The organism is Sphingomonas sp., from assembly GCF_017304635.1.
GTDB lineage: Bacteria > Pseudomonadota > Alphaproteobacteria > Sphingomonadales > Sphingomonadaceae > Sphingomonas.
Genome location: NZ_JAFKMA010000002.1, coordinates 252,556 through 268,931, shown reverse-complemented (window position 1 = coordinate 268,931; position 16,376 = coordinate 252,556). Strand labels below are relative to the sequence as shown.

Below are 16,376 nucleotides of genomic sequence, written 5' to 3'. Positions count from 1 at the left end.
GGAGGAGGGCTTTTAAAGCGCCGTCAGCACCCCCGGCGTTAGGATCTGCGGCAGTTCGCATGGTTCGCCGCCACCCGCCGGATAATAGAGATAGAGCGGCACCCCCGCGCGCCCGTGCGCCGCGATGAAGCGACCGAGCGCGGGATCGCCGGTCGTCCAGTCGCCGACCAGCGTCGCGACGTTCTTCGCCTTGAACGCGGCACGCACCGCGTCGGTGTCGATCGCGACTCGCTCGTTGACCTTGCACGACAGGCACCAGTCGGCGGTGAAATAGGCGAACACCGGACGGCCGCTCGCGCGCAACTGGGCGAGCCTCGTTTCGCTGAACGGCTCGGTGCCCGCGGCGTTGGCGATGGCGGCGGCCGGTCTGTGCGCGCGCTGGACGAGCCACACGCCCGCCACCGCGATCGCCGCCAGCATCACCAGCGCGGCGACCCCGAACCCCAGCCCGCGCGCCTGCCGTCGTCCGCCGGCCCACAGCACGATCGCCGCCCCCAGCGCGACCAGCAGGCCGAGCGCCATGCCATTCACTCCGGCCTCCTGTCCGAGCAGCCACGCCAGGCCGACCGCCGTCACGAACATCGGGATCGACAGGATTCGGCGCAGGTTTGCCATCCACGGCCCCGGCCTGGGCAGTCGTCGCCGCAACGCCGGCACGAACCCCAGCGCCAGGAATGGCAGCCCGAGCCCGAACCCCAACCCGGCGAACACCAGCAACCCGACATACCACGGCAGCACCAGTGCCGCCCCCAGCGCCACCCCCAGGAACGGCCCCGCGCACGGCGTCGCGACGAACGCGGCCAGCGCCCCGGTGCCGAACGCTCCGGCAGTCCCCTGCCCGCGCGACACGAACCCCGGCATCGCCAGCTCGAACAGCCCGGCGAGGTTGAGCGCGATCCCCAGCGCGAGCAGCATCAGCAGCACGACGACGCGCGCATCCTGCAACTGGAACGCCCAGCCGGCCGCATTGCCGCCCGCGCGCAACCCGACCACTGCCGCGCCGAGCGCCACGCACATCGCGATCGCGCCGGCGGTATAGGCCAGCGCCTCGCCCCGCGCCGCGCGCTCGTCGCCGCCGGCCTTGGCGAGGCTCAGCGCCTTCAGGCTCAGGATCGGGAACACGCACGGCATCACGTTCAGGATCAACCCGCCGAGCACCGCACCGAGGAACGCGAGCAGCGCGCCGCTCAAAGCACTGCCGTTCGATGCTACCGCCGCGACCGCCGGCACCACGCCCGGCGTAGCGGTCAGCGCGAGCGCGCGACCATCGACGCTCAGCACCCCCGCGATCGGCCCGCTCGGCTTACCCTTGGTCGTGACGATCAGGCGATCACCGTCGCGCGCCACCGCCTGCGGCGCGGCATAATCGATCGCGCCGCTCGTCAGCGGATAGAAATAGGCGTCCCTGCCCGCCGCGCTCGCCGGATAGGGCACCGCGATCCGCACTGCGCCGCCGCTCGCCTGATAGGTCGCTGGCGACCCCAGCGGCTGCGGCAAGGCGCGGCGCCAGCCGTCGAACCGCGCGCGTGTCGCCGGGTCGATCGCTCCGTCGCCGACCGCCAGATCGACCGCGAAATCGCCTTGTTCGGGCACGCACAGGCTGGTCGTGCAGACGAGATATTGCAGATGCAGCCTGACCGGCAATCGCGTCCCCGCCGCCAGCCCGGCCGGCACCGTCAGTTCGACGATCGGCGTGTACGGCTTGTCGAACACATAATTCATCAGCCCGGCGATCAGCAGCCGGTCGGGCGCGGGATAAGCCGGCTCGCCCGCCGTCACCCCGGCCGGCAGCGTCCAGGCGAATTTCGCCGGGAAGCCGGCATCGCCCGGATTCTGCCAGTAACCGTGCCACCCCGGCTGCGGCGTCGACACCAGCGCCAGCGCGACCCGCCCGCCGGCCCGCGGCACCGACGTTTCCGGCACCAGCTCGATCCGCAGATGCGGCGGCGGCCCCTCCGATCCGCCGCTCGGTACACCCTGCGCCCATGCCGCCGGCGCGAGGGCCAGCCACAATGTCATCAACAGGAAACCGATCGCGCGCATCGCCATCCCTTGTCAGCTTAACCGCGCGAGCGCCATAGCGGCATCGTGCCCTGCCCTTTCGGAGTCCTGCCGATGCGTGCCGTTCGATTCGCTCCCCTGCTCCTGACGCTCGCCGCGTCGCCGATCGCCGCGCAGGACGCCGCCCCCACGCTGCCGTCCGTCGCCGCGGCACCGCATCGCGTCGCGCCCAGGCTGATCGTCGTGATCTCGGTCGACCAGTTCTCCGCCGACCTGTTCGCCGAATATCGCAACCGCTTCACCGGCGGGTTCGCCCGCCTGCTCGACGGCGCGGTGTTCCCGAGCGGGTACCAGAGCCATTCCGCGACCGAGACCTGCCCCGGCCATTCGACCATCATGACCGGCGACCGCCCGTCGCGCACCGGAATGATCGCGAACGACTGGTACGATTTCAAGGGAGCGCGCCCCGGCCTGGTCTATTGCATGGAAGACGAGCGCATCCCCGGCACGACGCCCGACAATTACGTCGCGTCCGACGTCCATCTGCGCGTCCCTACGCTCGGCGAGCGGATGAAGAATGCCGATCCGCGCGTCCGCATCGTGTCGGTCGCGGGCAAGGATCGCGCGGCGATCCAGCTCGGCGGGCACAAGATCGACGACCTCTGGTTCTGGCGCGACGGCAAGGGGTTCATCTCCTACGCCGGCCGCGCGGTGCCGGCGGCGGTGACGCGCGCCAATGCGACGGCGGCGGCAGAGATCGCGCGCGGCGGCCCCGCGATGGCCGAGCCCGCCTGGTGCAGGTCGATCGACCGCCCGGTGATGGCGCAGGGCCATCCGGTCGGCGACGGCCGCTTCGCGCGCAAGCCGAAGTCGGAGGGCCAGTGGAAGGCCTCGCCCGCATTCGACACCGCGATCATCGACCTGGCGATCCAGCGGGCGCAGGACCTGAAGCTCGGGCGCGGGCCGGCGATCGACGTGCTGGCGGTCGGCGCGTCGGCGACCGATTATGTCGGCCACACCTTCGGCACCGAAGGCGCGGAGATGTGCATCCACCTCGCCGCGCTCGACAAGTCGCTCGGCCGGCTGTTCGCCGCGCTCGACAAGACCGGCGTCGATTACGTCGTCGCGCTGACCGCCGACCATGGCGGCAACGACATTCCGGAACGCGAGCGCGAGCGTGCCGCCCCGACCGCCGATCGCGTCGCCGCCGCGCTGACCCCGCGCACTATGGGCAGCGTGATCGCCAAGGAGTGGGGGCTCGACGGACAGTTGCTCTACGGCGCGGTCAATGGCGAGGTGTGGATCGACCCCAAGCTGAAGCCGGCGGATCGCGACCGCGTGCTGGCCGAGGCCGTGCGCCGCTATCGCGCCGATCCGCAGGTCGCCGCCGTGTTCACGCGCGACGAACGCGCCGCCGCGCCGCTGCCGTCGGGACCACCCGAGACGTGGAGCCTGCTCCAGCGCAGCCGCGCCGCGTTCGCGCCCGACCGCTCGGGCGATTTCGCCGTCTATCTGAAGCCGCGGATCACGCCGATCGCGCCGGTCAGCACGCCGTCGGGCACCATCGCGACGCATGGCAGCATCTGGGATTACGACCGCCGCGTGCCGATCCTGTTCTGGCGGCGCGGCATGGCTGGGTTCGAGCAGCCGCTGTCGGTCGAGACGGTCGACATCATGCCGACGCTCGCCGCGCTGATCGGCTTTCCGCTGGCGCCGGGCGAGGTGGACGGGCGCTGCCTCGACCTGGACGGCGGGCCGGGGAGCACGTGTCCGCAATGACCGTGCTCCTGCGGACGCAGGAGCCCAGGGTTTCGAGCGATATCGTGCTTGGCTCTGGATTCCCGCTTTCGCGGGAATACGCGCGGCTGACTATTCCAGCAGCCTTGGCGCTTCCTTGGTCAGCTTCGCGCGGATCCGGTCGGCGAACAGCGCGAGGAAGGGTGGCAGGTCGACCGTCGCGATGACGCGGTCGGCGCGGACGTCGATCCGGCTCGCGATGCGCTGGCCCATTGCGGCGACGGTGAAGTTCAGGACGTCGCCCGCCCAAGCATGATCGACCGCCGCGCCGCCGGGGATCATGCCCGCGAGCTTGCCGATCCCGCGATCGACACGCGACCGCGCCTCGGCCTGGCCCAGTTTGTGCGGGATCTCGACGACGATCGGCTCGGTCATGTCATTTGGCGAACAGCATGGCGTCATCGGCGAACGCCTTGAACTCGAGCGCGTTCCCGCTGGGGTCGCAGAAGAACATCGTCGCCTGCTCGCCCGGTTGCCCGACGAATCGGATGTGCGGAGCGATCCCGAACGGCACGCCGGCGGCCGCGACGCGATCGGCCAGCGCGCGCCAGTCGGACATGGTCAGCACCACGCCGAAATGCGGCACCGGCACGTCGTGACCGTCGACCGCATTGGCGACCGCGACCGGCTCCGCGGCGGGGTCGAGATGCGCGACGATCTGATGCCCGTAAAGGTCGAAGTCGATCCAGTGGTCGGAACTCCGCCCCTCCGCGCACCCGAGCGTGCCGCCATAGAAGGCGCGCGCCGCGGCGAGATCGTGGACGGGGAAGGCGAGGTGGAACGGGCGGAGGGTCATGGCGCGAGTCCTATCTCAAAATTCCACCCCGGCGAAGGCCGGGGTCTAGGTGGAAGCGGCCGGTTGGCGAGCGTGGCGCTTCATTACCACCGCCATCCCGACTGGACCCCGGCCTCCGCCGGGGAGGCGCTGGAATGGGCGCGCGCATTCTACCTCATCAGAATAGGAGGCACACCAATCCCGTCATCCCGGGCTTGTCCCGGGGTCCACCGGGCCGCATACACAACGCGTGCGGCGCTCGCGGCACGGTATGTTCGACCGAGATTGCATCCCCCGGATGCAATCTTGGCTTAGCGGGGCTAAGCCAAAGGTCGAACACCGGGACGAGCCCGGCATGACGAATTGGGTCAGCGTCCGCCTTGCACCGCCTCCGCTTCCTCCTCCCCCTGATCCTCGGCATCGTGTCCGCGCTCGGTATTCCGCCGTGGAGCTTCCTGCCCGCCACCGTCGTCGCGATCGCGGCATGGCTCCATCTCGTCCATGAAGCGCCCTCGCTGCGCCGCGTGCTCGGCATCGGCTGGTGGTTCGGGGTCGGGCATTTCGCCATCGCCAACGCCTGGGTGCAGCAGCCGTTCGCGTTCCAGGACGCAATGCCGCCATCGCTCGGCTATGTCGCGGTGCTGGCGCTGGCGGCGTACCTTGCGATCTACCCCATGCTCGCCGCGGGTCTTGCGTGGCGGCTCGCCAGCCCGGCGGCGCGGCGCGACCTCGCCCCCGCTCCCGACGCCGCGTTCGTGCTGGTCGCCGGCGCGGCGTGGACGGTGACCGAATATCTGCGCGGGGCGATGTTCACCGGCTATCCGTGGGACCCCTTGAGCGTCGTGCTGGTGCCGGCGGGACTGGCGCAGCCGGCCTGGGCGGTCGGGACCTATACCCTGTCCGGGCTGATCGTCGTGGTGGCCGGCGCGCTGATGCTGCTGGTGTTGCGCCGCTGGCGGCTGGCGGCGATCGCCGTGCCGGGGTTCGCCCTGCTCGCCCTGATCGGCACCGACCGCTGCCGCATCGCGACCTGCGTCCCCACGCCTGAAGCGCGCCAGTTGCTGCGCGTCGTCCAGCCCAATCTGCCCGAGGAGGAGCGCCCGACCGCCGCCTATGCCGAGAATAATTTCGAGGCACTGGCACGCGAGTCCGGCCGCCCCGGCGACCGCCCGCGACTGCTGTTCTGGCCGGAGGGGGCGATGCGCTTCCCGGTCGAGGACGGCTATCCGCGCTACGTCTACGATTACATGGGCAGCGCGACGCTGGCGCGCGTGCGGATGGCGGCGCTGCTCGGCGACCGCGACGCGATCCTGACCGGCGCGCAGACGATGACGTTCGATCCGCGCAGCGACGAGGTGACCGCCGCGACCAACTCGGTCGTGCTGGTCGAGCCCGATGCGCGCCTGCACGGCCGCTACGACAAGTCGCACCTGGTACCCTTCGGCGAATACCTCCCCCTGCCCTGGCTGCTCAAGCCGCTCGGCCTCGCACGGCTGGTGCCGGGGGACTTCGACTTCACCCCCGGGCCGGGACCGCGCGCGATTTCCGTGACGGGGTTCGGCCGGGTCGGCATCCTGATCTGCTACGAAGTGATCTTCTCGGGCGCGACGGTCGATCCGCGCGATCGCCCCGATTTCCTGTTCAATCCGTCCAACGACGCCTGGTTCGGCGATCTCGGCCCGCCCGCGCACCTGGCGCAGGCGCAGTTGCGCGCGATCGAGGAGGGGCTGCCGATCGTCCGCTCGACCCCCACCGGCATCTCCGCGATCATCGCCGCCGACGGGCGCATCCTGACCGCGATCGGCATGCACCGGACCGGCGCGATCGAGGCGCCGATCCCGCCGCGCTTCGCCCCCACGCCGTTCAGCCGGCTCGGCAACTGGACGGTCGCGATCGCCGCGCTCGCGTTAACGCTGATCGCGATTGCCATTCGCCGCCGCCGCCGCTAGGAGCGGCTCGTCATATAAGGAAAGCTTTATATGGGCATGGCAACGGCCCGGCTTTCCTTTGCATCCCAAAGAGGAAAATCCATGCGTTCCAATTACCTGTTCACGTCCGAATCGGTCAGCGAAGGCCATCCGGACAAGGTTTCCGACCAGATTTCCGACGCCATCGTCGACCTGTTCCTGTCGAAGGACCCCGAAGCGCGCATCGCGTGCGAGACGCTGACCACCACCCAGCTGGTCGTGCTGGCGGGCGAAATCCGCGGCAAGGGGATCATGGACGAGGACGGCAACTGGGCCGAGGGCGTCAAGGAAGAGGTCGAGCGCACCGTGCGCGAGACCGTTAAGCGGATCGGCTACGAGCAGGACGGCTTCCACTGGCAGACGCTGCGGTTCGAGAACAACCTGCACCCGCAGTCGGCGCACATCGCGCAGGGTGTCGATGCGTCGGGCAACAAGGACGAAGGCGCCGGCGACCAGGGCATCATGTTCGGCTTCGCCTGCGACGAGACGCCCGACCTGATGCCGGCGACGCTCGACTATAGCCACAAGATCCTCGAGCGGATGGCGGCCGATCGCCATTCGGGCGCCGCGCCGTTCCTGGAGCCCGACACCAAGAGCCAGGTCACGCTGAAGTTCGCCGACGGCAAGCCCGTCGCCGCGACCGCGATCGTCGTCTCGACCCAGCACGGCAAGGGTTATGACGAGGGCGCGAAGGAAGCCGAGCTTCACGCCTACGTGAAGGGCGTGATCGCCGACGTCCTACCCGCCGACCTGCTGTCGGACGCGACCGAATATCACATCAACCCGACCGGCAGCTTCGAGATCGGCGGCCCCGACGGCGACGCCGGGCTGACCGGGCGCAAGATCATCGTCGACACGTACGGCGGCGCGGCCCCGCACGGCGGCGGCGCGTTCAGCGGCAAGGATCCGACCAAGGTCGACCGTTCGGCCGCGTACATCACGCGCTACCTCGCGAAGAACATCGTCGCCGCCGGCTTGGCGAAGCGCGTGACGATCCAGCTCGCCTATGCGATCGGCGTGTCGAAGCCGCTGTCGCTCTATGTCGACACGCACGGCACCGGCACGGTCGGCGACGACCAGTTGGAGGCGGCGATCGGCAAGATCGCGAAGCTCGGCGGCCTGACCCCGCGCGGCATCCGCACGCATCTCGGCCTCAACAAGCCGATCTACGCCAAGACCGCCGCCTACGGCCACTTCGGCCGCAAGCCGGAAGGCGACTACTTCCCGTGGGAGCGCACCGATCTGGTCGAGGATTTGAAGGCGGCGCTGGCGGGCTGAAGCCGCCGCCACGCCGGCGGCGGTGCGCGCCAGCGCATCAGCCCGCCCGGCCGGCGGCGCAAAAGCGCCGACCGACGACAGCGGCTCCGCCGCTGACGGGCCAAGATAAGCAAGAGGGCCGGGGAGCGATCTCCGGCCCTTTTCTGTTCGACACGTCGTATTGTGGCGGCATCACCTGCAAATATCCGACCACCAAACGCCTCGAATTACAGTTACCGAATTCTTTCTAGCCAGTTGATCGCATCGCGACCAACTCAACCCATAATTAATCGTTCGCTTCTATCCGTCACCCAGCCATTTCATAATAAAAGGGGGCGATCGATGCGATTCTATACGTTCGCGGCGTTTGCCGCGCTTCTGAGCAGTAGTGCGGCGCAGGCGCAGGACACCATCTACTGGCAACCCCTGCCCTCATCATCCAAGAATACGCCGCATTATTATGTGCCGGCCGGAACGCCCCTGATGCTCAGCACGCGGTCCCAGGTGTCGACGAAGGACAACAAGTCCGGCGACCGCCTCTATCTGGACGTCATGGAAAGCGTGGTGTTTCGCGGCCAGGTCGTGATCCCGGCCGGTTCCGTCGCGGTCGGCGAGATCGCCCGTGCCGAGCGGAACGGCCACTTCGGGCAGAAGGGCAAGATCAGCATCCGGCTGTCCTATGTCCAGACGCCGTGGGGACCGGTCAAGTTGCAGGGAAGTCAGTATAGCGAAGGCCGGAGCGGTACTGCCGCCTCCGTCGCGACGATCGCCTTCGTCAGCGTGCTCGGTTTCCTGATCCACGGAACGAGCGCGACGATTCCGGACGGCACGAAGGTCCAGGCGTATCTCGCGGAACCGCTGATGTTCACCGCGAGCGCGCAACAGTCGGTCGCGGGCCCGACCTACATCCCGCCGAAGGGCGGCAACCCGATCGAAGCGGTGGCCGTGTCATGGGAACTGTCGAAACGCTGAAGACATCGCGGCGGCCGGCGCAACCGTCGCCGATGATATCCGGTTAGCCGCTCGCCGGTCGTAAGACGGCGCGTCGGCTAACCACGCGATATCCTCCCCGCCCCTACCCCTCGATCCGCAGGAACCGCGCGGCATTGTCGTGCAGGATGTCGCGCTTCTGCGCGGGGGTCAGGAACGGGGCGCTGGTGATCCCCTCGATCGCGGTGTCGATCGCGGCGGGCCAGATCATCTGGTCGCTGCCGAACATGATCCGCCGGGCGAAACCGGCATCGACCAGTCGCTTGAGATAGGCGTGGAATTCGGCGCGCGGGAAAGCGTAGTCGATGATGCCGGTGTCCACATACACCTGCGGATGCGCGTACAGCAGCGCGATCATGTCGTCGGCGAACGGCCAGCCGGCATGCATCACGTAAAGCCGCAGCCTGGGGTGGCGGACCAGCACGTCCTCCAACGCGGTCGCGCGCGCGTCGCGCAGCCGCATCTTCGGCGCGGCGAAATAGGCGATGCCGGGCGGGCCGGGACCGACATGCACGCCGACCGGGATGTCGAGTTCCTCGGCCAGCGTGTAATAGGGTTCGAGCGCGGGATCGTTGGGCGGCACGCCGTCATATTGCGCGGTGATCTCGCCGATCACCTTGAGGTGCCCGGCGCGGTGCGCGGCACGCAATTGCGCCACGGACGGGAGCGGCCAGACGTCGCCGATCGCGGGCAGGATCCGCCCCTCCGCGCGTGCGGTCCAGTCGGCGACGCGATCCTCCGGCCCGCTCAGCACCGCGAGCATGTTGTGCTTGCGCAGTTGCGCGAGACTCGCGTCGCGGATCGCGGCGTCGGTGCGTTCGGAGCGGACCGGGTGCGCGCAGGCCGGATGACCGCTGAACGCGTCGAGATAAGTGCCGATCGGCTTGCCGGGATCGCGCGCCGGCCACTCGCCGTACGGCGCGCAGACCGTCTGCGGCGGCGGACCATAGGCGTCGGCCGGCTCGGCATGCATGTGCATGTCGATGATCGCATAACGCGGCTGCGCACTCGCCGCGCCTACCAGCGTCATCCCCGTGAGCAACAGAGCCGCCAGCGCTAGCAGCCGGCCTATCGACCTCAAGTTCGCTACCCTGCCCGTCAGGCAAACCGTCATCCCGCTGCCCCCCCCCTGTCGCCACCGTCTGTCGCAACCGTTCGCCGCGCGCCCTTCGGCGACGGTTATTTCGCCCAGCTCACCTTGTCGCCCTCGGCGATGCCCAGTGCCGACGTCCGGCCGCCCTTCACCTCCAGCACCGCCGCGACCGGTTCCTCCGACGACAGCGGGGTTTCGTCGTGGGGCACGGCATTCTCCGCGATATGCGCGATGGTGCCGTCGGCGCGGATGAAGACGATGTCGAGCGCGCTCGGCGTGTTCTTCATCCAGAAGCTGGCGACCCGGGGCGCGCCGCCGCCGGCCGGATAGGGCCAGAACAGCATGCCGTTGGTGTCGGTCAGGTCGGTGCGGTACATCAGGCCGCGCTCTTGCTCGGCCGGGGTGACGGCGCGCTCGACCTGGAAGACGTGGGGTCCGTTGGCGCTGGTGATGGTGACCGCGACGGTCTTCGCCGCCGCCGCCGCGGCGTCGTTGCCGGCGCCGCCGTTCGCGCAACCCCCCGCGACGAACGCGAGCGCCAGCGGGGCAAGGGCGAGCCGCAGCCTCATTTTTTCACGCGACCGGCTCGACCGCGACCGCCAGCGGCCCCTTGCGCCCGTCGACCACGCGCGCGCGCAGCGGCTGGTCTGGCTCGACCTCGGGCACGCCAGCGCGGCGCAGCGTCTCCATATGGACGAAGATGTCCGCCGAATCGGCGTCGCGCACCAGGAAGCCGTATCCCTTCAGCCGGTTGAACCACTTGACGCGGACCGGCTCGAACGCACCCGCTTCGTCGAGCATCGCGATCGGATCGATGCGGTCGGGATGCGGCAGGGTGCGGCGCGGCGGCTCGACCGCGTTGGTCAGGTCAATCGACAGGATTTCGGTCGCCTGCAACCCGCGCTGGCGATGGACGGCGAGGCATTCGATCCGCGCGCCTTCCGGCAGGCTGCGGCGGTTATGGTCCTGTAGCACGCTGAAATGGATCAGCACGTCGCCCGCGCCGTGATCGTCGACCATGAACCCGAACCCGCGAGTCACGTCAAACCACTTCATCGACCCGATATGACGTGTCTCGTCGGACGCCGCCATGACGTCATCAACCTCACTGTCCTGCCGTCCGCCGTGCGGCGGTTGCGGTTCGTCGCGCACCTTCATCCCCCGTTGCTACGGCAGTAGCATAAGGTTGGCAAAAACCAATCCGGCCAGAGTATTGCGACGCGTTATCGATTATGACCCCGGCCGGTCACGAGTCGAGGTCGGCAATATCGTCGCCCGGGGCCATCGCCGCAATCCGCCTTGCGAGTGCCGGTGAATGGCCGGCGCGGAGCATCGCCGCGATCTGTTTTTCGCGCACGTCACGTTCGGGCGCCTCGGCCGCGAACGGTCCGATCCGGCGGCGGCGGGCGAAGGCGAGCGCGGTCTCGACCGCGCGCTCGTCGACCACCGGCGCGATCGCCGCGGCGTCGTCGCCGGTCACCCCGGCCTGGTGGAGCGCCCCCGCCACGCGGCGTGCGCCGAGCCCGCGCCGGCCCATCGCCGCCGCTTTCGCCTCGCCATAGGCGCGGTCGTCGACATAGCCGAGTTCGGCGAACCGTTCGGCGATCGCCGCTGGGTCGGCCGCCTCCCCCTCCCAGCCGCGCTGGCGGATCTTGCCGGCGAGATAGGTCGCCAGCCGCGCCCGCGTCGTTGCGAACCGCTCGACATAGCGCAGCGCCAGCCGTTCGAGCGCCGCCCGATCGAGCGGCGGCGCGGGGGAGCGGGAGGGAACCTGACGCATACCGCCTTGATTGTGCCACACTGACACCGGATTTTGAACGCCTGCCGGCACCAGATAAAGTCGGTGAAGGTGTGTCCTTGGGGGTGAAGGGCCGCGAACATGGGCGATGCGATGACGATGGACAAGGTAACGGAAGTTTCGGGCAACGGTGCAGGCGAGCTGTCGCCGACGCCGACCGACGATTCGCTGCCGCGGCGATTCGCCGATTTCGCGACGCTGGGCGAGGCGCTGGATTATGCGGCGCGGGGCGAGCGCGGGCTCAACTTCCACGATCCGCGCGGCACGTTGCTCCGCGCCTATCCGTTCCGCGAGTTGCGCGACGATGCGCTGGCGATGGCCAAGCGGCTGGTCGCCGCCGGCATCCGGCCGGAGGATCGCGTCGCGCTGATCGCTGAGACCGGGACCGAGTTCGCCGCTCTCTTCTTCGGCGTAATCTATGCCGGTGGCTGGCCGGTGCCGCTACCGCTGCCGACCAGCTTCGGCGGCGCGCAGTCCTATATCGATCAGCTCTCGGTCCAGCTCGACAGCTGCGATCCCAAGCTGTTGATCTACCCGCCCGAAATCGCCGCGATGTGCGCGGAGGCCGCCAAGCTGCGCGGGGTCGAGGGGATCGACTGGGCCGCCTTCGCCGAGCGCGACGCGACCGAGACCGCGCTGCCCGAGGCGAAGCCCGACGACATCGCGTACCTGCAATATTCGAGCGGATCGACCCGCTTCCCGCACGGCGTCGCGATCACGCATGCCGCTTTGCTGTCCAACCTCGCCGCGCATTCGATCGGGATGAAGGTCGGTGCGGGCGACCGCTGCGTGTCGTGGCTGCCCTGGTATCACGACATGGGCCTGGTCGGCTGCTTCCTGTCGGTGATCGCCAACCAAGTCTCGACCGATTACCTGAAGACCGAGGATTTCGCGCGACGCCCGCTCGCCTGGCTCGACCTCATCAGCCGCAATCCGGGCACCTCGCTCTCCTATTCGCCGACCTTCGGCTACGACATCTGCGCGCGCCGCATGTCGAGCCAGACCAAGGCGTCGGAACGCTTCGACCTGTCGCGCTGGCGCGTCGCGGGCAACGGTGCCGACATGATCCGCCCCGACGTGATGCAGTCGTTCGTCGACGCGTTCGGCGATGCCGGGTTCAAGGCGAGCGCGTTCCTGCCCTCCTACGGCCTGGCCGAGGCGACGCTGGCGGTGTCGATCATGCCGCCGGGCGAGGGTATCCGTGTCGAGCTGGTCGAGGAAACCCAGCTGTCGGGCCAGGAAGGCCGCCGCGACCGCCCGCAACGCTATCGCGCGATCGTCAATTGCGGCAAGCCCGCGCTCGGCATGGAGATCGAGATCCGCGAGGAGGACGGCACGCCGCTGCCCGACCGCGCGATCGGCAAGGTCTGGTGCGCGGGGCCCTCGGTAATGGTCGGCTATTTCCGCGACGAAGCGGCGACCGACGCCTGCCTGAAGGACGGCTGGCTCGACACCGGCGACATGGGCTACATGTCGGACGGCTACATCTACATCGTCGGCCGCGCCAAGGACATGATTATCGTCAACGGCCGCAACCACTGGCCGCAGGACATCGAGTGGGCGGTCGAACAGCTCCCCGGGTTCAAGGCCGGCGACATCGCCGCCTTCGCGATCACGGCTCCGGGCGGCGAGGAAACGCCCGCCGTGCTGGTCCAGTGCCGCACCACCGACGAGGCCGAACGCCTGCGCCTGCGCGACGAGATTCGCGAGCGCGTCCGCTCGGTCACCGGCATGAACTGCGTGATCGAGCTGATCCCCCCGCGCACCCTGCCGCGCACCAGCTCCGGCAAGCTCAGCCGCGCCAAGGCCCGCAACCTGTACCTGGCCGGCGAGATCAAGCCCTACGACCTGGCGGCATGAGCGCGGGGCCGGCGCGCACCACTCCCCACGCGCGGATCAGCGCAGCACGACCTCGGCATCGACCAGTCTCACGTCGTGCATCTGGCCCAGATACGCCGCGTAATACCCCTTGTGCGACGCGCCGACGATGGCGCGTGGAGCGGGCCCGGAACCTCGCCGCGTAAATCATCCGAAACGGCGCGAACCCCGCAAAAAACCGCGAAAAATTTCGTGCGCCTAACCGTTCGCTAACCCTCCCCGGTTAATCGGTGCGGCGTGAGTATCGAGCCGACGTCCCAATTCGCCAATCCGCGTATCGACGTGCGCGCGCTGCTGGGTCTGTACGATCCGGCGGACGCGACCGACTGGTCGCCGATCCGCGCCGCGCAGTTGCACGCGGGGCGGCACCTCGCTCTGTTCCTGCTCGCCGCCAATCTGGTCGGGGCGGCGCTGGTCGTCCTGCTGTTCGACGGCGAGATTCCGCGGTGGCAGCTGGTCGGCTGGGCGCTGGCCGCCGGCGCGGTGGCGATCGGGGTGACGATGCGGCGGCTCGCCGCGCGCCACCGCGACGCGCACAACGCGACGTTGCGCGACGTGCGCCAGACCATGTCGGAGGGGATCGCGCTCGCCATCGTCTGGGCGATCCCGCCGCTCGCGGTCGGGGTGCGGCACGAACTGTCGACGGCGTTCGGTCTCTGGGTCGTGCTGTCGGTGATGATGACCGCGAGCGCCGTTGCGATGGCCGCGCTGCCGCTCGCGACGCTGTCGTTCCTCGGCATCCTGGGGACGGCGATCGCGACGATGCTGCTGCTGATGGGCAGCCCGCTGCTCGCCGCGCTGACGACGTTGTTCGTCGCCCTGCTGATGATCGGCTGTTTCCAGCGGGCGCGCGCGCTGGTCGTGATCCGCGCCGGCGAGATCGGCATCGCCGAACGCGACGAGACCGTCAGCCTGCTGCTCCGCGAGTTCGAGGAGGAGGACGGCGACTGGCTGTGGGAGACCGACAGCGCCCGCCGCATCGTCCGCGCCAGCCCACGCTTCGCCAAGTCGGTCGAGCTCGACCCGGTCAAGATCAACGGCATGCCGCTGCTCCAGGTGCTGGCGGGCGATCACTGGACCAACGGCGATTTCTCGTCCGGCTTGCGTACGCTGTCGGAGAAACTGAAGAATCGCGAGGCGTTCCGCGACCTGCTGCTCCCGCTCGACATGAACGGCGAGCGGCGCTGGTTCGCGCTCGCCGCCAGCCCGCGCCACGACGAGCGTGGCGCGTTCATCGGGTTCCGCGGGGTCGGCTCCGACGTCACGCAGCAGCGCGAATCGGCCGACCAGATCAGCCGCATGGCGCGGTTCGACACGCTGACCGGCCTGCCCAACCGCCTCTGCCTCAACGAACAGCTCGCCAGCGCCATGTCGGAAGCCGACAAATGGGGCACGCGCTGCGCGTTCATGATGATCGACCTCGACCGGTTCAAGGCGGTCAACGATTCGCTTGGCCACCCGGTCGGCGACCGCCTGCTCGAACGCGTCGCGGAACGGCTCGGCCAGTTGGTCACCGACAACGAGACGATCGGCCGGCTGGGTGGCGACGAGTTCGCGGTGGTGGTGCGCGACGCCAGCGACCCGGCGCGCGTCGAGCAACTGGCGAAACGGATCATCGAGACGCTGTCGCGCTCGTACGACGTCGACCAGCACACGCTCTATATCGGCGCCTCGGTCGGCGTCGCGATCGGCCCGCGCGACGGGCGGACGGCGGAAATGCTGATCCGCTCCGCCGACCTCGCGCTTTATCGCTCGAAGGATGCCGGCGGCGGTGTCTTCCACGCCTACGAACCCCAACTCCACGTCAAGGCGGAGGAGCGGCGCGTGCTTGAAATGGCGCTGCGCCAGGCGCTCGAAAAGGGTGAGATGCACCTCGAATACCAGCCCGTCGTGGCGGCGGACGACGGTCGGCTGACCGGGTTCGAGGCGTTGCTGCGATGGAAGCATCCGGAGCTCGGCGTGATCTCGCCGGCCAAGTTCGTGCCGCTGGCGGAGGATGCGCGGCTGATCGTGCCGATGGGCGAATGGGTGCTGCGCTCGGCCTGTGCGGAAGCCGCGCGCTGGCCCGGCCAGACGCGCGTCGCGGTCAACGTGTCGCCCGAGCAGCTCCACAATCCGGCGTTCGTGTCGGTGGTGGCGTCGGCGCTGGCGAACAGCGGCCTGCTGCCCGAACGGCTCGAGCTCGAAGTGACCGAGGGCGTGTTCATGCGCGAGGGCACCGGCGCGGTACAGGTGCTGGAACGCATCCTCGACCTGGGCGTGCGGCTGAGCCTCGACGATTTCGGTACCGGCTATTCGTCGCTCGGCTATCTCGCGCGGACGCGGTTCTCGACGATCAAGGTCGACAGGAGCTTCGTCCAGGGCGCGTCGAAGGGCCAGCCCGAACCGATCGCGATCATCCGCGCGGTGGTCGCGCTCGCCCAGTCGCTGGGCATGGCGACAACCGCGGAAGGCGTCGAGACCGAGAAGGAGCACCAGATGGTCCAGGACCTGGGCTGCACCAAGGTCCAGGGCTATTATTTCGGCCGGCCCCTCCCCGTCGCCGAAGCCCGCGCACTGGCCGGCCGCGACTGGGGCGCGGCGTCGCGCGCGGCGTAACGGCGGGGCGGCTTAGCGAAGCCAAGCGTCAGCGCCGCAAAGCTGGCCGGCGGCTTGAGCGATTGGTTTCCCGCACGCCGTCATGCTGAACTTTTTTCAGCACCCACCGTGCCGCAAGCGAAGCGGTCGGAGATATCCGGATCCTGAACCGATTTCCGGATGACGTTTGTTCGGGAGATGCCGCCGCGGCAAAGCCGCGTCGTGAGACGAGCATCCGGCTCG

13 protein-coding genes are annotated in these 16,376 nt (G+C 69.1%); 6 read left to right on the top strand and 7 right to left on the bottom strand.

Annotation, left to right across the window (positions count from 1 at the left end; genetic code table 11):
• Positions 1-12: 12 nt before the first annotated feature.
• Entirely contained in the window at positions 13-2,043 is a 2,031-nt protein-coding gene (locus J0I47_RS08390) for a thioredoxin family protein (RefSeq protein WP_294046344.1), read from the bottom strand.
• A gap of 72 nt (positions 2,044-2,115) precedes the next feature.
• Here J0I47_RS08390 and J0I47_RS08385 point away from each other — a divergent pair, with 72 nt between their 5' ends.
• Positions 2,116-3,780 carry an alkaline phosphatase family protein gene (locus J0I47_RS08385; protein WP_294046343.1) on the top strand — a complete coding sequence of 555 codons (1,665 nt, stop codon included), beginning with the start codon at positions 2,116-2,118 and terminating at the stop codon, positions 3,778-3,780.
• Positions 3,781-3,870: 90 nt separating this feature from the next.
• Here the strand turns inward: J0I47_RS08385 and J0I47_RS08380 are convergent, their stop codons facing one another.
• Together J0I47_RS08380 and J0I47_RS08375 are read right to left on the bottom strand one after the other, a co-directional pair.
• Entirely contained in the window at positions 3,871-4,173 is a 303-nt protein-coding gene (locus J0I47_RS08380) for a polyhydroxyalkanoic acid system family protein (protein WP_294046342.1), read from the bottom strand.
• 1 nt (position 4,174) lies between these two features.
• Positions 4,175-4,594 carry a VOC family protein gene (locus J0I47_RS08375; RefSeq protein WP_294046341.1) on the bottom strand — a complete coding sequence of 140 codons (420 nt, stop codon included), beginning with the start codon at positions 4,592-4,594 and terminating at the stop codon, positions 4,175-4,177.
• Between the two features lie 359 nt (positions 4,595-4,953).
• On the opposite strand from J0I47_RS08375, the gene lnt reads away from it, so the two are divergent.
• The 3 genes from lnt (at position 4,954) to J0I47_RS08360 (ending at position 8,769) form a co-directional block, all read left to right on the top strand.
• Entirely contained in the window at positions 4,954-6,522 is a 1,569-nt protein-coding gene (gene lnt / locus J0I47_RS08370; protein ID WP_294046340.1) for an apolipoprotein N-acyltransferase, read from the top strand.
• An 81-nt stretch (positions 6,523-6,603) separates the two neighbouring features.
• A complete protein-coding gene (metK, locus tag J0I47_RS08365; RefSeq protein ID WP_294046339.1) occupies positions 6,604-7,818 on the top strand; it encodes a methionine adenosyltransferase in 1,215 nt (404 codons plus the stop codon).
• Positions 7,819-8,139: 321 nt separating this feature from the next.
• Positions 8,140-8,769 (top strand): hypothetical protein, encoded by a 630-nt coding sequence (locus J0I47_RS08360; protein WP_294046337.1) that lies wholly within the window; start codon positions 8,140-8,142, stop codon positions 8,767-8,769.
• A gap of 103 nt (positions 8,770-8,872) precedes the next feature.
• Here J0I47_RS08360 and J0I47_RS08355 read toward each other — a convergent pair whose 3' ends face one another.
• The 4 genes from J0I47_RS08355 to J0I47_RS08340 all read right to left on the bottom strand — a co-directional run bounded on the left by J0I47_RS08355 (position 8,873) and on the right by J0I47_RS08340 (position 11,660).
• The gene (locus J0I47_RS08355) at positions 8,873-9,817 is read right to left on the bottom strand and encodes an amidohydrolase family protein (protein WP_294046335.1); all 945 of its coding nucleotides are present in this window, start codon (positions 9,815-9,817) and stop codon (positions 8,873-8,875) included.
• A 149-nt stretch (positions 9,818-9,966) separates the two neighbouring features.
• Positions 9,967-10,449: a DUF192 domain-containing protein gene (locus tag J0I47_RS08350; RefSeq protein ID WP_294046334.1), complete on the bottom strand. Its 483-nt coding sequence runs from the start codon at positions 10,447-10,449 to the stop codon at positions 9,967-9,969.
• A gap of 4 nt (positions 10,450-10,453) precedes the next feature.
• Positions 10,454-10,972 (bottom strand): cold shock protein, encoded by a 519-nt coding sequence (locus tag J0I47_RS08345; protein WP_294046708.1) that lies wholly within the window; start codon positions 10,970-10,972, stop codon positions 10,454-10,456.
• A gap of 154 nt (positions 10,973-11,126) precedes the next feature.
• Positions 11,127-11,660 carry a RecX family transcriptional regulator gene (locus J0I47_RS08340; protein ID WP_294046332.1) on the bottom strand — a complete coding sequence of 178 codons (534 nt, stop codon included), beginning with the start codon at positions 11,658-11,660 and terminating at the stop codon, positions 11,127-11,129.
• Positions 11,661-11,771: 111 nt separating this feature from the next.
• Between J0I47_RS08340 and J0I47_RS08335 the strand changes: the two genes are divergently transcribed.
• Positions 11,772-13,538, top strand: a complete 1,767-nt coding sequence (locus J0I47_RS08335) for a fatty acyl-AMP ligase (protein WP_294046707.1) — start codon at positions 11,772-11,774, stop codon at positions 13,536-13,538.
• A 255-nt stretch (positions 13,539-13,793) separates the two neighbouring features.
• Positions 13,794-16,154 (top strand): EAL domain-containing protein, encoded by a 2,361-nt coding sequence (locus J0I47_RS08330; RefSeq protein ID WP_294046331.1) that lies wholly within the window; start codon positions 13,794-13,796, stop codon positions 16,152-16,154.
• Positions 16,155-16,376 lie beyond the last annotated feature (222 nt).

What these genes read in the sequence shown, in the direction of transcription:
- J0I47_RS08390 (WP_294046344.1), bottom strand. Translation starts at nt 2,043, where the DNA reads ATGCGCGCGATCGGTTTCCTGTTGATGACATTGTGGCTGGCCCTCGCG.
- J0I47_RS08385 (WP_294046343.1), top strand. Translation starts at nt 2,116, where the DNA reads ATGCGTGCCGTTCGATTCGCTCCCCTGCTCCTGACGCTCGCCGCGTCG.
- J0I47_RS08380 (WP_294046342.1), bottom strand. Translation starts at nt 4,173, where the DNA reads ATGACCGAGCCGATCGTCGTCGAGATCCCGCACAAACTGGGCCAGGCC.
- J0I47_RS08375 (WP_294046341.1), bottom strand. Translation starts at nt 4,594, where the DNA reads ATGACCCTCCGCCCGTTCCACCTCGCCTTCCCCGTCCACGATCTCGCC.
- metK (WP_294046339.1), top strand. Translation starts at nt 6,604, where the DNA reads ATGCGTTCCAATTACCTGTTCACGTCCGAATCGGTCAGCGAAGGCCAT.
- J0I47_RS08360 (WP_294046337.1), top strand. Translation starts at nt 8,140, where the DNA reads ATGCGATTCTATACGTTCGCGGCGTTTGCCGCGCTTCTGAGCAGTAGT.
- J0I47_RS08355 (WP_294046335.1), bottom strand. Translation starts at nt 9,817, where the DNA reads ATGACGCTGGTAGGCGCGGCGAGTGCGCAGCCGCGTTATGCGATCATC.
- J0I47_RS08350 (WP_294046334.1), bottom strand. Translation starts at nt 10,449, where the DNA reads ATGAGGCTGCGGCTCGCCCTTGCCCCGCTGGCGCTCGCGTTCGTCGCG.
- J0I47_RS08345 (WP_294046708.1), bottom strand. Translation starts at nt 10,972, where the DNA reads ATGGCGGCGTCCGACGAGACACGTCATATCGGGTCGATGAAGTGGTTT.
- J0I47_RS08340 (WP_294046332.1), bottom strand. Translation starts at nt 11,660, where the DNA reads ATGCGTCAGGTTCCCTCCCGCTCCCCCGCGCCGCCGCTCGATCGGGCG.
- J0I47_RS08335 (WP_294046707.1), top strand. Translation starts at nt 11,772, where the DNA reads ATGACGATGGACAAGGTAACGGAAGTTTCGGGCAACGGTGCAGGCGAG.